At 74.5% G+C, this 13,805-nt stretch carries 12 protein-coding genes; 8 read left to right on the top strand and 4 right to left on the bottom strand.

Annotated features, from left to right (window positions below; genetic code table 11):
• Positions 1–18: 18 nt before the first annotated feature.
• A complete protein-coding gene (locus ACXR2U_RS05205) occupies positions 19–507 on the bottom strand; it encodes a hypothetical protein (RefSeq protein ID WP_458823871.1) in 489 nt (162 codons plus the stop codon).
• 166 nt (positions 508–673) lie between these two features.
• On the opposite strand from ACXR2U_RS05205, the gene ACXR2U_RS05200 reads away from it, so the two are divergent.
• Both ACXR2U_RS05200 and ACXR2U_RS05195 read left to right on the top strand, forming a co-directional pair.
• The gene (locus ACXR2U_RS05200) at positions 674–1,402 is read left to right on the top strand and encodes an ANTAR domain-containing protein (RefSeq protein WP_458823870.1); all 729 of its coding nucleotides are present in this window, start codon (positions 674–676) and stop codon (positions 1,400–1,402) included.
• A gap of 178 nt (positions 1,403–1,580) precedes the next feature.
• Positions 1,581–2,051, top strand: a complete 471-nt coding sequence (locus ACXR2U_RS05195) for a hypothetical protein (protein ID WP_458823869.1) — start codon at positions 1,581–1,583, stop codon at positions 2,049–2,051.
• Here the strand turns inward: ACXR2U_RS05195 and ACXR2U_RS05190 are convergent.
• The 3 genes from ACXR2U_RS05190 to ACXR2U_RS05180 are packed head-to-tail and all read right to left on the bottom strand — an operon-like array spanning position 2,043 to position 4,426.
• Entirely contained in the window at positions 2,043–2,693 is a 651-nt protein-coding gene (locus ACXR2U_RS05190; protein ID WP_458823868.1) for a class F sortase, read from the bottom strand. The two genes, ACXR2U_RS05195 and ACXR2U_RS05190, sit on opposite strands and share 9 nt — an antisense overlap.
• A gap of 41 nt (positions 2,694–2,734) precedes the next feature.
• Positions 2,735–3,631, bottom strand: coding sequence for a DUF4397 domain-containing protein (locus ACXR2U_RS05185; protein WP_458823867.1), 897 nt, complete (start codon positions 3,629–3,631; stop codon positions 2,735–2,737).
• Positions 3,632–3,634: 3 nt separating this feature from the next.
• On the bottom strand, positions 3,635–4,426 hold the full coding sequence (locus ACXR2U_RS05180) for a hypothetical protein (RefSeq protein ID WP_458823866.1): 792 nt from the start codon (positions 4,424–4,426) through the stop codon (positions 3,635–3,637).
• A 426-nt stretch (positions 4,427–4,852) separates the two neighbouring features.
• Between ACXR2U_RS05180 and ACXR2U_RS05175 the strand changes: the two genes are divergently transcribed.
• Genes ACXR2U_RS05175 through ACXR2U_RS05150 form a run of 6 tightly spaced genes read left to right on the top strand, consistent with a single transcriptional unit; the run spans position 4,853 to position 13,799 of the window.
• Entirely contained in the window at positions 4,853–6,358 is a 1,506-nt protein-coding gene (locus ACXR2U_RS05175; protein WP_458823865.1) for a sugar transferase, read from the top strand.
• On the top strand, positions 6,355–7,446 hold the full coding sequence (locus tag ACXR2U_RS05170; protein WP_458823864.1) for a glycosyltransferase family 4 protein: 1,092 nt from the start codon (positions 6,355–6,357) through the stop codon (positions 7,444–7,446). The genes ACXR2U_RS05175 and ACXR2U_RS05170 overlap by 4 nt, the downstream gene beginning before the upstream one ends.
• Positions 7,443–8,810 (top strand): glycosyltransferase, encoded by a 1,368-nt coding sequence (locus ACXR2U_RS05165; RefSeq protein ID WP_458823863.1) that lies wholly within the window; start codon positions 7,443–7,445, stop codon positions 8,808–8,810. The genes ACXR2U_RS05170 and ACXR2U_RS05165 overlap by 4 nt, the downstream gene beginning before the upstream one ends.
• A complete protein-coding gene (locus ACXR2U_RS05160) occupies positions 8,807–9,931 on the top strand; it encodes a glycosyltransferase (protein ID WP_458823862.1) in 1,125 nt (374 codons plus the stop codon). The genes ACXR2U_RS05165 and ACXR2U_RS05160 overlap by 4 nt, the downstream gene beginning before the upstream one ends.
• A complete protein-coding gene (locus tag ACXR2U_RS05155; RefSeq protein WP_458823861.1) occupies positions 9,931–11,022 on the top strand; it encodes a hypothetical protein in 1,092 nt (363 codons plus the stop codon). Before ACXR2U_RS05160 ends, ACXR2U_RS05155 begins: the two co-directional genes overlap by 1 nt.
• The gene (locus tag ACXR2U_RS05150) at positions 11,019–13,799 is read left to right on the top strand and encodes a lipopolysaccharide biosynthesis protein (protein WP_458823860.1); all 2,781 of its coding nucleotides are present in this window, start codon (positions 11,019–11,021) and stop codon (positions 13,797–13,799) included. Before ACXR2U_RS05155 ends, ACXR2U_RS05150 begins: the two co-directional genes overlap by 4 nt.
• Positions 13,800–13,805 lie beyond the last annotated feature (6 nt).

Raw genomic sequence — 13,805 nt, 5'->3', positions numbered from 1 at the left:
GGCCGTCGCCCGGGGGTTTCAGCGGGCCAGCTGCACGTACTCGTAGCCGTCGCCCGGACCCTCGACCGCGCCGCGCACGAGCGGCGGGGTCTGCGCCCGGGTGGCCGACAGGTGCACGAAGTCCGTGGTGACCAACAGCAGGCAGGCCTCGGTGACCGGGCCGTCCGGCGGTGGCACCTCGGCGACGCCGCCCCACAGCACCGACGCGGTGCCGAGCGTGAACCCGTCGTACGGGTCCTGCCCCGGCAGCGTCGGGGTCCACGCCGCGGTGAACGGCGTCGGCTCGTCGCCCTCGGCGGCCACGGTCTCGCCGGTGAGTTGGTACGTGCGGGTGAGGCCGTCCGCGTCCAGGGACTTGGTGACGTCGAGGGAGAACCAGTCGACGCTCGCGAACACCCGGTCGAACTCGACCAGCGGGGGCAGGGACACCAGCTGGAACTCGGGTTCGTGGCCCCTCTCCGCCAACTCGACGAGGTGTTCGCGGAACGTGCGGTGTGGATGCGTCACCCGCGGGAGCTTAGAGAACCCGCGTCCGTCGCGGCCCGCCGTGGTGCGCGCGGCGCGGGTAGGCTGACCGTGCTGAACACGCAGCGGTTCCGGGTCGACGACGTCCTCGTCGCGCACGAGCACCACCCGGGAGCACCGAGACATCCGACCCCGGCTGCGAGATCGCGTGTCCCTCCCACCGCCCTGGTTCGACGCCCTGTTGTCCACCCTCGTCCGCGCGGCGCCCGACCTCGTCACCGGAGCCGCCGGCCACGCGGCCGAGACGGTCGCCGCCGCGGTGACGGAGTCCGTGCCCGGCTGCAGCGCCGCGGCCGTGGTGTTCCCCGTCCTGCGCAGCGGCGGTCGGGTGGACCGGCCGTTCCCCGAGGGCGACCCGGGCGGCACACTCTCGGCTGCGCTGGCCGCCGAGTCCGTCGCCCGCGCGGGCCCGGTCCGCGACGTGTGTCGTGCGAAGACCCCGGGCGCGCTGCACCTCGCCGACACGCTCGCCGATCCCCGCTGGCCCGCGTTCGGGCAGCAGTTGTCCGCCTCGACGCACGACCTCCGGGCGCTCGCCGTCCTCCCCCTGCACGTCGCGAGCCGCGGCGCGCTGCTGGTCGGCGCCACGCGGCCGCACGCCCTGGACGAGGTGGCCGAGAGCCTCACCGCCCTGGTGCCTGCGGTGGAGCTGTTCCTGCGTCTCGCGTGGGCCGAGATCCGCCTGCACCACGCCCGCGACGGCATCGAGTCGCGACGGATCATCGCCACGGCGACCGGCATCCTCATGTCGACCGACGGCGTGGCGGCCGACGGGGCACTGACCGCGCTGCGCGGACGGGCCCAGGCGACCGGACGGGCACTGCTCGAGGTCGCGTCCGATCTCGTCGGTCCCGCCGACGAGGCGTCCGCTCGCTGAACGTTGTCCGGAGCACCTCTGGAGTTCGAGAGGTTTCGGTGGAACCGTCTGCCCGGAGAGGTTCGAAACGGGTTCAGAGCCACCTCGTGGCGGGCACGCCCAGCCGTGCGACCGCCCCTTCACGGCCGATACCAGCGGCCGGCGGGTCCACGCTCATGAGCCCTCGAGGGGGCCTCAGATGTCGGCAGACCAATCCCCGGACTTCCAGATCTTCGTCAACCGTGCGGTGCCGATGACCTCCCAGCCGTTCGTGACCGTGCAGAAGCGGGGGATGTTGTCGATCAACGTCCCCGCCTACCAGTTGCTCGGGTCACCGGCGACCGTCGAGTTGATGTACGACCCGGTCCGTCGCATCGTCGGCGTCCGGGCGGTCGACAGCGCCGCCGACCACGCCTACCCGGTGCGCTCGCTCAGCGGGCGGGAGGACGGCCCGTTCGTCGTCTCCGCCACCGCGTTCCTCAAGCACTTCGGTATCACGCAGCCGGTCTCGCGGCGCTGGGTCGCGACGGTGTCCGACGGTGTGCTGCAGGTCGACCTCCGGGTCGAGGGCACCCCGGTCAGCAGCAACCGCAGCCGGGCGCACCGCGGGTTCGGCGATCCCGTGCGCCGCGAGGACGGCGGGGCCGCACCCGGGCAGCGGTCAGGGTGACCGCGTCGTGCCGGTCAGGTGCATCGACACCACGAGGTTGTCGACGTAGCTGCGCCGGGCCCGGTCGAAGTCCCCGGTACAGGTGATCAGCCGCAGCACCGGTTGGGCGACCCGGCCGTACACGGCCTGGGTCGGGAACGCCGCCTTCGGGAACCGGGCCACGGTGTCGACGGCGAACGTGGCCACCGACCCGTCGGCCCGCGTCACGGTCGCGGTGTCGCCCACGGCGAGGTCACGGAGACGGTAGAAGACCGCGGGACCCGCTGTGGAGTCGACGTGACCCGCGATGACCGCGGGCCCGACGTCGCCCGGACGCACCCCGGCATCGAACCAGCCCGCGACCTGCCAGGCGCTGGGAGACGCGAGGGTGCCGTCGGCGAGGACGCCGAGACCCTCGAGGTCGGTGGAGACGCCGATCGCCGGGACGTCGAGGTGGACCGGCCGGCTGGTGACCGAGGGGGTCACCGGTCGGGGCGTGGCGGCGAGCGGCGGCAGCGACGGTGTCGTCGGCGTCGGGGCCACCACCTGCTGCGGTGGGGGTGAACCGGCCGTGGTGGCGGCGGGGTGGGGACGGGCCGTCACGGTGACGGCCGCGACGCCGGCGACGGCCAACGCTGCCGTGACGACGAACGTCCCGGCCACCAGCCGCCGGTGGCCACGACGCCGGTCCGCGGAGCGGTGCCTCACCCGGCGCGTCGGAGTCCGCGCCGGCCCACCAGGACGAGCACGGCGATCGCGACGGACCCCAGCACGACGACGGCCGGGAGCGGGGCGTGGGTGGTCCCCGACGACCGGGCCACCGCGGTACCGCCGCCGCCGGCGTCGACGGATCCCACCGGGACGACCGCGGACCCCGCGGAGTCCACGACCGTCCGCAGGGTCAGCCCACCCGCCGTGGTGTCGAGCAGCACGACGGTCGACGCGGTGCCCGCCGGCACCGACACGGCGCCCGAGGCGACCAGGCCCGGTGCGGGCGCCACGGCGCGCAGGTCCCAGGTGCCGGCGGCGACGGACCGGTAGCCGGTGGTGGTGCCGAAGGGAACCGCGTCCGCCACCGTGACGCCGCCGTTCGCGGTGATGGTCGCGGTCGGCGCGAGGCTGGCGGCCTGGATCACCCGGACCCGCCCCTCACCGCGGGGCGGCGCACTGGTGTCGTCGGAGAGGATCCGAGCCTGCAGCGCGCTGGCCGACCCCACGGCCGCGGCGGTGTACGCCCGGCCCGGAGCGGCGTCGACGGTCCAGGTGATCGACGCGGGCGAGTCCGCCGCCGCGCCGTGCGGACGCATCGACACCACGTACACGCCGGCGGCCACCTGGCGGTACCCGCTCACCTCGCCGTAGGCCTCGTCCGAGATCCACAGCGCCGTCGAGCCACCACCGAAGGCGGTGAGGTAGACGTCGACGGCGGCGACGTCCGGCGAGAAGTGCCCACTGCGCACGAGCGCGGGCGCGGCGGCGGTGGCGGGCGTCGCGACGGCGGGAGCCGCGACCGGCCCGACCATCGCGGCGCCCACGACTCCCAGGGCGAGCGCGAACCCGAGAGTGTTGGCGAGGCGGTGACGGAACGAGGTGTGGTCCACGGGTCAGACTCCGGTCAGGGTGGAAGTGGCGGTGAGGGGCCAGGTGAGGGTGGTGGTCGTCGTGGTGACTGCGGTGATCGTGGGCCGGTAGGTGCCGGCGGTCGCACCCGCGACAGCTCGCACGGTGCCCGGGGCGACCGCACCGACGACCACCGTGCGCGCCGGCCGACCCGCCCGCGTCTCCGCCGGGTCCGCCACCACCGCTCGCACGCTGACCGGGCCGAGGGCGGCGAGGACCGCGACGAGCGACGCCGCGCGCAGGTCGAGCCCGCCCGCCGTCAGTCCCGGCGTGCACGCGGCACACACCGTGACCGCGGGGTTCGCCAACAACCCCGACCCCGCGGCGGCGCGGCGCGCAGCGTCCTCGGCCACCTCAGCACCGACCCGTGCGACGGGTCCCGTCACGACGGCGTCGACCACGTAGGACGATCCGGCGCTGCCGAAGCGGGCCACCGGTACCGCGGTGAGCGCGGACGACAACGCCCGCACGTCGAGGCTCGGTGCGGTGTCGGCCGAGACCCGGAAGAGCGTGGTGCCGTGCGGAGCCGCGGCGGGCGGGGAGACCGTCGCGGCCACCCCTGCCAGCGCGAGCACGACCCGTGAGGCGGTGTCGCCGACCGTGAGCCGGGCTCCGGGCGGCAGCGCCCGCGCCGCCCACGCAGCGAGCAGGGTGCCGGGGTCGGTGGCCGCAGCCGGCACGGTGCGCGGCGCCCCGGGCGCGGCGCCGCATCCGGCCGTGGCGAAGACAGCCACGAGACCGATGCATGATGCAACGGTCAAGGCACGGATGGTCACAGCGGGATCCCTCGAGAGGTCGGTCGGACGAGGCGGCCCGGGGGAGGCCCGACGTGTGGAGGCTACCCGGAATCGCATTCCCGAAACACCACCGCCGAATCGATCGGCGCATTTCCAACAAGACACGCGACCGGGTTTCGGGTCGGTCGGATGTTTCGAATGTTCGAGGGCACCTCGGCTGTTCGCGCCCCGTCAGATGTCAGTCGTTGCTCGAAGCATGGTTCGAGAAAACCTCGACGAACACGGTGACATCTCGCCTCGTTGTGCGGGTACAGTCCGTGTGACGGAATGCGATGACCACGCCGCTTCCACCGGTCAACAGCGACCGGAACCATCACGGTTTCCACTCCCCCGCGTTCATCCCCCAGCGGTGTCGAGGCGGTCACCGCGGCCTTTTCCGCACACACTCCTGGGGGATGCATTTCCGTGTTGGAAGTCGACGAACGGCGCGCTCGGGTCACCAGCGACGCCCCACCCGTCACCGGTGTCGTCCACGCGACGACCGTCACCGACGTCCGCGACGCCGTCCAGGACCTCGGCCAGCTGCACCGCTCCGTCGAACTGGCCAAGGTCCGTCACGGTGCACGTCGGGGTCCGTTCCGGCGGGCCGACATCGTGGCGGTCACCCTCACCGTGTCCGACCTCGTCGTGCTGCTGGCGTTGTTGCCGCTCGTCGGTCGCACCCCGTGGATCCTGCCCACGGTCTTCGTCGCCTGCTTCTTCCTCGTGCGGCTCGGTTCCGGCAGCGCCCGGCCGAGGCTTCACCTCTCCGTCGTGGAGGACCTGCGCCGCGAGGCGGCGTCCACCGCCACCGCACTCGGCATCGGCGTGATCGTGCTGATGCTGCAGGGCTCCAGCGATCTCGTTGCCACCCTCGTGTGGCTCGGTGCGGTGTTCCTCGGGGTGGTGGTGGCGGTCCGCGCCGTCGTCTACGCCGTCCTGCGCCGCTACCGCCGGCGGGTCGCCCACCGTGGCCGCACGCTGGTCGTCGGCGCCGGCCCGGTCGGCCGCCACGTCGCCGAAGGCCTGCTGGCCGCGCCGGAGTTCGGCCTGGAACCCATCGGGTTCGTCGACTCCGCCGCGGGCATCGACGACGGCACCCTGCCGCTGCCGGTCCTCGGAACCCGCTCGGCCGACCTGGGCGACCTCATCGTCGAGCACGACGTGACGACGGTCGTGGCGGCGTTCGTCGCCGACGACGAGGACCTCGTCGACGTGCTGCTCACCTCGACCCGTCTCGACACCCGCATCCTCGTCGTGCCCCGACTGTTCGAACTGGCGTCGGACGACGACCGGACCGACTGGATCAACGGCGTCCCCCTGGTCCGCCACACCAGCGGGGTGACGCACCGCGCGTCGTGGCGGGTCAAACGCGTCGTCGACTGCGTGGTCGCGGCCGTGGCCATCGTGCTGCTGAGTCCGGTGCTGCTCGCCGCCGCGATCGGCGTCCTGGTCGAGGGCGGGCGTCCGATCCTGTTCCGGCAGCGGCGCATCGGCGTCGACGGGGTCCCGTTCGAGTTGCTGAAGTTCCGGTCGATGCGACCGGCCGACGAGTCCGAGTCGCAGTCGCGGTGGAACATCGCGGGTGACCCGCGGGTCGGTCCGGTCGGCGCGTGGCTGCGCCGCACGTCGGTCGACGAACTGCCGCAGTTGCTGAACATCCTGCGCGGCGAGATGAGCCTGGTCGGGCCGCGACCCGAGCGTCCGTCGTTCGTCGCGCAGTTCACCGCCGAGCACTCGCGCTACTGGGCGCGGCACCGGCTGCCCGTCGGCCTCACGGGCTGGGCGCAGGTCAACGGCCTGCGGGGTGACACGTCCATCGCGCAGCGCGCGCGGTTCGACAACTTCTACATCGCGAACTGGTCGCTGTGGCTCGACCTGCGCATCGTCCTGCTCACCGTGCGTGAGGTCCTGAAGGGATCGGGCCGATGAGGATCGTCCACGTCACCCAGCCGGTCGAGGCGGGGGTCGCCGTCGTGGTCGCGGGGCTCGCCGACCACCAGGCCCGCGCGGGTCACGACGTCACGGTCATCTGTCCGGGTGGCGCGTCCGTCGGTGGGCCTCTCGCGGAGCTGTCCGGCCGGGTGCGTCTCGTCGACTGGCAGGCGTCACGCTCGCCCGGTCCGTCGTCGTTCACCGAGGCGGTGGCCCTGCGGCGGCTGGTGCGCAGCACCGGGGCGGACGTCCTCGTGCTGCACTCGGCCAAGGCCGGCCTCGCCGGTCGACTCGCTGTGCGCGGTCGCATCGCCACCGTGTTCGTCCCGCACGCCTGGTCGTTCGAGGCCGTCACGGGTCCGGTCGCCACGCTGACGGTCGCGTGGGAACGCCTGGCCCAGCGCTGGACCCGGACCACCGTGTGCGTCAGCGCCGCCGAACAGCGGCGCGGCACCCGTCACGGCGTCGGGTCCGACGCCGTGGTGATCGCCAACGGCGTCGACACCGACCGGTTCACGCCGGGCTCGCGGCACGACGCCCGCGCCACCCTCGGCCTGCCCGAGGTCCCCACCGTCGTCTGCGTCGGACGGTTGACTCGGCAGAAGGGTCAGGACCGGCTGCTCGCCGCGTGGCCGGCCGTGCGCGAGCGGTGCCCCGACGCCCACCTCGTCCTCGTCGGCGACGGTCCCGACCGGGCATCGTTGCAGGCTGCACCGGTTCAGGGCGTGACCTTCGTCGGTGCCGCGGATCCCCGCCTGTACCTGCAGGCCGCGGACCTCGCGTGTCTGGTCTCGCGGTGGGAAGCCGGCGCCCTGGTGCCGTTGGAGGCCATGGCGAGCGGCCGGTCCGTGGTCGCGGTCGACGTCACCGGCGTGCGCGACGCCCTGGCCGGCTTCGGCACCGTGGTGGGCGCGGGTGACGACGACGCGTCGATCACCGCGCTCGCCCGCGCGCTGTCCGACCGGCTGCTGGACCCGGCCGGCACGTCCGAGCAGGGACGCCAGGCCAGGGAACACGCCGTCGCCGACCTCTCGCTGACCCACACCCTCGCCCGCTGGGACGACCTGCTGGCGGGTGCGGCGTGACCGCGACCCGCACGACGACCCCGACGCCCGTCGCCCCGCCGGTCGCCACGGCGTTGCGACTGCTCACCACCGAGGACGTCGCGGACCGGCTGCGTGCCGAACCCGTCGTCACCGCCCGGTCGGCGGTCGTGGTCTCGCGGCCGGACCGGATCGTGCGCGACGCGCTGCGCCTGCCGGCCGACGTGGTGGTGCTGCAGGCGGGCGGACGGCTCCACGCACGGCTGGCCGTGTCCCTGCGTGCCGCCGGTGTCACGGTGTGGTGGCTCGACGCCCTCGGATCCCGCCCTCCCGGTGTCGGCGCGCCGGCGCTCACGTCACGGTGGCCGGACGCCGCGGGTCTCGCCCGTGTGGCCGAGCTCGCCGGGCGGCCGGGCGTCGGCCTGGACGACGGTCCGCCGGTGTCGGTCGTGGTCACCGCCCTCGACGAGGGCCACGCCCTCGACCGGATCGTCACCGCGGTCGCGGCCCAGCTCCGCGTGGACGACGAACTGGTGCTGGTCGACGGCGGGAGCGGTGACGGCAGCGTCGAACGCGTCACCGCCGCGACCGGCGACGACCCCCGCATCCGGGTGGTGGTGCGCAACGGTGCCGGCATCTCCGTCGGCCGCAACCTCGGGGTGCGGGCGGCCCGTCACGACGTCATCGCCTGCACCGACGCCGGCTGCGAGCCCGCACCGGGCTGGCTGGACGCGCTGCGGCGGGCCTTCGCCGGACCGGACCGTCCGGGGCTGGTGTCGGGCACGTACACACCAGTCGCGAACTCGGCGATGACCTCCGCCCAGGCCGTGTCCTGCTACCCGGATCCGCACGAGGTCGCCCGGCCCGACCTGTTCGTCGCGCTGTACACCCGGGTCCTCGGCACCGCGTTCCGGCCGGCGTTCGCCGTCGGCCGGTGCGTGGCGTTCACGCGCGACGCGTGGACCGACGCCGGCGGCTTCCCGGAACACCTGCCGACCGGCGAGGACGTCTCGTTCGGACTCGCCGTCGCCCGCCACCACCGGTGCGTCGGGACCTCCGACGCCGACGTCAGCTGGGCGCAACGAGACGACCTGCGGGGCACCTGGCGGATGTACCAGTCCTACGGCCGCGCCAGCACCGACGGCGGTGACGCCCGGCTGCTGCTGCGTGACGGCGTCCGCGGCCTGGCGTACCTGGTCGGCGCGGTCGCGGCCCTCAGCGGCCACGGTCGGACCGGGGTCGCCGTCGGGGCGCTCGCCTACCTCAGCCTGCCGGTGCGACGGGCCCGCCGGGCCGGCGTCGCGGCACGGGTCTACCCGTTGCTCCCCCTGGCGCTCGCCACCAAGGACCTCGCCAAGCTCAGCGGCGCGCTGCAGGGCTTCGCCCGGTCCAGGCGGCGGCGGTGACTCCCCGGCCGGTGCTGCTGGTGACGCCCACCCTCCAGCGCGGCGGTGCCGAACGGCACGTGGTGACGATGGCGACCACCCTCGACCCCGAGCGCTGGACACCCCACGTCCTCGCCCTGGCCGACGGACCGTTGCACACCGAACTGGTGGCGGCGGGTGTCGACGTCACCGTCGCCGGCACCGGTCACGGGTTGGGTTCCCTCCCGGCGGCGACCGCGGCCGTCCGTGAGGCCGTCGGCCGCGTCTCACCCGCGGTCGTCAGCGTGCACGACGTCCTGGGTGAGCTCGCCTGCCGTGCGGTCGTCCGCACCGACCCGCGGTCGCTGCTGGTGTGGAAACACACCTACGGGCACGTGGGACACCGCGGGTTCCGCGATCGCCTGGTCGAGCGGACCACGGGGCGGCTCGTGACGCGGTACGCCGCCGTCTGCCACACCCAGGTGCGCTACCTCACCGACGAACTCGGGTTGGACCCGCGACGGATCACCGTCGTGGCCAACACGGTCGAACCGTTGCATCCCGCACCGATGCCCTCCGGGGCACCGGTCGCTGTCATGGTCGCCGCGATGCGGGCCGACAAGGGCCACGACACCGCACTGCACGCCTGGCGCACGGTGGTCGACGCCGCCCCGACCGCCCGCCTCCTGCTCGTCGGCGACGGCCCGTTGCGCGGCGAGATCGCCGAGACCGTCGGACGTCTCGGACTCGACCACCACGTGGAGTTCGTCGGCGAGGTGACCGGACCGGTCGAGATCCTGCAGCGGGCCCACGTCGGACTGCTCGCGTCGTCCAGCGTCGAGTGCTTCCCGTACGCCGTGCTCGAGGCGATGTCGATCGGTCGCGGTGTCGTGTCGACGAACGTCGGTGGCCTGCCCGAACTCGTCGACGACGGCGTCTCCGGCCTGCTGGTCCCTCCCCACGATCCGCAGGCGCTCGCGGGTGCACTGCTGCACGCGCTCACCACCCCCGGGGTGGCCGCCGACCTCGGTGCGGCGGCGCACGCCCGGCTGCAGCGGGTCTTCCCCTTCGACCGGTGGCGCGCGGCCACCTCCGCCCTGCTCGAACACTGCGCGGGTTCGTCCGAACCCACGCGTGACCACCTCGTGAGGACCACCGCCTGATGCCTGCCCGCCCGTCCGCTCCGCACCTCACCGCCGCCCGGGTCACGGCGCTGCTGCTCGTCCTCGCCGTCCTCGGAGGACTCGCAGGTTTCCTCGTCGATGCCACGCGCCCGACCAGGTGGCAGAGCGACCGGCAGGCCCTGATCCGCGTGTGGTCGATCGACTCCCTCGTGCTGTCGGGGCAGACCACCCCGGTCGGGTCGACCGACCTCGCTGGTGCGGTCGTGGTCGTGACGTCGAGCGACGTCCTCACGGCCGCCGCCGCCGCCCTCGGCGAGACAGGGGTGACGGCCCGCAGCCTGGCCGCGGACGTGACGGCGTCGGCCTCCGACACCTCCGACTTCGTGCAGATCACGGCCACCGGCCCCGACGCCGCCGAGGCCGACCGCCGGGCCCAGGCCGTCGCGGACGCGTTCGTGGCGGTGGTGCGGCAGAAGGTGCTCGCGAGTGCCTCCCAGATCGCGGCGCTGACCGCGGGCGGGACCACGCAGGGGCAGTCGGACATCCAGATCCGCGCCCAGGCCGTGGCCGCGCTCGACCCGGTGCAGGTGTACCGCAGCGACAACCCGGAACGGCAGGGCACGACACCGTCGACGGCCGCCGCCCTGGGTGCCATCGCCGGACTCACGCTCGGCGCGTTGCTGGTCGTGCTCGCGGCGTTCGGCGCACCCCGTCTGCGCCGCCCCGCCGACGTCGCAGCGTCGCTCGGTCTGCCGTCACTGGTGTGGAGCGAGCGCGACGACCCGGTCACCGAGGACGGCCTCGCGGCCGACCTGATCAGGGCCGCGGGCAGCGGATCGGTCGTCGTGGTGCCCGCGCGGCCCCAGGACAGCGTCGCCGCCGGCGAGTTCGCGGCGTGGCTGCAGGGTTCGCGGCCGGCGACGACGTCGGCCGGCGAGGGCGTACCCGGTCACGGCGTGGTGCGGATCGAGTCGCCGGTGGCGGGCCTGGCCGCGTCACGACCGGTGGCGGCGGGCGTGGGGACCGCCGTCCTGGTCACCACGGCCGGCGCGACCACCGAGACCATCACCCAGGCGGCGGCGCTGCTCGAGGGGTGGCGCCCGGTCGACGCCGTCGTCCTCGTCGGGTGACGCCCGTCCTGCCCACCTCCGCGTCGACGTACGTCCTCGCGGGCGTCGCAGCCGTCCTGGCGTGCTCGATCGTGCTGCTGCTGGTGCGGCGACCGTGGCTCGCGCCGTGGCTCGCGGTGCCGGTCTTCGCGACGTCGGCCGAGCTGCAGTTGCGGGTCGCGGCGGGCGCAGGAGTGGTCAAGGACGGCGTGGTCGCGGTCCTCGTCGTCGCGACGGCGGTGACGGTCCACCGGCACCGTGACCTGCTGCAACGGTTGCGCCGGTGGCGGGCCCCGTTGGCCGCGATGGGAGTCGTGGTCGCGCTGTACGCGGTCGACCCGTCGGGTCCCCACGACGCGGATTGGTTGTTCTCGACCCGCCTGGTGGTCGAGACGGTCGCCCTGCTGCTGGTCGCGCTGCTCACGCCGGTGCCCGCCCGCACGCTGCGCCACCTGGTCGGTGCGGTCGCGACGGTCACCGCCGGCGAGGCCGTGCTGGCCTGGGTGCAGCAGGCGGTCGGCGAGGACACCCTCGTCTACTCCTGGGGATACCAGTTCGGAGCGCAGGTCCGGCTCACGTCGTCGGGCGGCTTGCGGACCTCGGGCACCTTCGCCGACCCGTTCCAGCTGGCCGCCCTCGGGATCGTTGCACTGTGCCTCGGCCTGTTCGTGGCGCGGCGCTGGACCGCCGCGGTGCTGATCGTGGCGGCCGGCGCCACCGTGGCCGCGACCTCGGTGCGGACGGCGCTCGTCCAGGTCGCGGTCGTCGGTCTGATCTGGGCGCTGCACCGGGGCTGGCGCCGGGAGGCGGCGTCGGTGCTGGCCGCGGTCGCGGCCATCGGCCTGTTCGTGGGGCTGACGGTGACGACCTCGGCCCACCCCGGCGCGCCCGGAACCCCGCTGCTGTTCGGCCTGAACGGACGGTTCACGGCGTGGCGGCTCGCGGTCGACGGGCCGTTCTCCCTGCTCGCCGGCAACGGCGTGGCCACGATCGGTTCGGGCTCGGACCGCGCCGCGAGCGGCCTGGTCAGCAGTGCCGCGACGTTCGACCCGACCGGCAACCCGGTCGCGGTGTTCGCCGGCAACCGGGCCTTCCTGGATTCCGCGTACGCCCAGGTGCAGTCGGACCTCGGGCTGTTCGGATCGCTCGCTCTCGCGCTCTGGCTGGTCGGGAGCTTCGTGGTGCTGCTGCGCCGGCGCGGACCGCTCCGCGTCCCCCACCCCGCCGCGCGCCTCGGTGCGGCCGCGGTGCTGGCCGCGGGGGTGGTCGACTGGATCGGCCGGACGACGCTGTTCGCGTTCCCGGGCGGATTCCTACTGCTGTTCGTGTTCGGGGTGCTCGCCGCGGCGGACGAGGCTCCGGCCGCGCGCTTCGGACGTCCGGTCGCGGACTGGGGCCGTTTCCCCCGCCGTGGCGCGGCACCGTCGACCGGCGCCGTTCCACCGGCCACCCCGACACCGGCCACCACGACACCAGCCAGCGCAACGCCGGCCACCCCGACACCGGCCGACGCGGGCGCGGTGGGCGAACGGCTCGCCCGGCTCGGGGTGGTCGCGGCCGTCGCGTCACGCACCTTCGGCCGGTTGGTCGGGGTCGGGTTCGTCGTGGTGCTCGCCCGCACGTCCGGTGACGACACCGTCGCCGTGTACGGGTACCTGTTGGGCACGGCGACCCTTGTGGTCACGCTCACCGACCTCGGTGTGGCCGCGGTGGCCGGCCGCGACGTCGCCGCGGGTCGGTTCCCCGCCGCGGTCGCCCTGGCCGCCGCGTTGCCGGCCCAGGTGGTGTCGGTCGCGCTCGCGTGCCTGGTGACGCTCGGTCTGGTCGCGGTGTCCGGTCCGTCGGCCCTGACGCCCGCACCGGTGCTGCTCACGCTCGCGTTCCTCGCGGCCAACGGCATGGTCAACCTCTGGGCCGAACTGCTGCGCGGCACCGGCCGGGTGGTGTTCGAGGGCGGCCTGCAGATGCTGTCGGCGGTGTTGATGGTCGGCGGTGGACTGGCCGTCGTCGCAGGGGGCGGCGGCGCGACCCCGCTGCTGGCGGTCGTCGCGGGCAAGGAGCTGGTCGTGCTCGCGGTGGGCGCCGCCGTCCTGCGGCCGCGGCGACGGCCCGAGGTGCTGCGCACACGGGCCCTGATCCGGCACAGCCTCCACGTGGCGGTGGCCGGCACGGCGCTCATCGTGCTGTGGCGGCAGGGCACGATCCTCGTGGGAGCCACGGGGACCGTCGCCACCCTGGCCGTGTACGTGGTGGCCTCCCGCTTCCTCGACGCCGGCGTCACCGTGGCCAACACCGTCGGGTTCGGACTGTTGCCGGGTGCATCGTCGGTCACGGCCGACCACGACCGGTTCGCCGCTCTCGCCCGCCGCTACCTGCGCTTCACAGCGGGCCTGGGCGCGCTGGTGGGGGCGGCGGGCGTCGTGGTCGCAGGTCCACTCACGACGGGGTTGTTCGGCTCCCGGTGGGAACCCGCCGTGCCCGTGGTCCGGGTGGTCGCGCTGACCGCGTTGCCACTGTTCGTGGGTTACGTCGCCTGGTTCCTGCTGCTCGCCGCGCGCCAACAGCGGTGGCTCGCGGGAGCGTCGAGCAGCGGCGCGGTGGTCGCGATCCTGGTCTCGCTGCTCTGGTCCCGCTTCGGCCCGCCGCCGATCGCCGCCGCAGGTGGCACCGCGGTGGGTGCCGCGGTGCTCGCCGTGCTCCTGCTCGGTCGCCTGGTCCTCGTGCTGCGACGCGCGGCCCCGACGCCGACACCGCCCGGACCGGAGCCGCTCCGCGCCGACGCCCTCCTGGTCCGGTGACGACCG

The sequence above is a fragment of the Jatrophihabitans sp. YIM 134969 genome (assembly GCF_054456675.1).
Note: the sequence above shows the minus strand (reverse complement) of the source record. Positions and strands in the feature narration are given on the sequence as shown.

Excerpts from the sequence above, each read along its gene's own strand:
- ACXR2U_RS05195 (WP_458823869.1), top strand. The coding sequence starts at position 1,581 with ATGTCGGCAGACCAATCCCCGGACTTCCAGATCTTCGTCAACCGTGCG.
- ACXR2U_RS05170 (WP_458823864.1), top strand. The coding sequence starts at position 6,355 with ATGAGGATCGTCCACGTCACCCAGCCGGTCGAGGCGGGGGTCGCCGTC.
- ACXR2U_RS05155 (WP_458823861.1), top strand. The coding sequence starts at position 9,931 with ATGCCTGCCCGCCCGTCCGCTCCGCACCTCACCGCCGCCCGGGTCACG.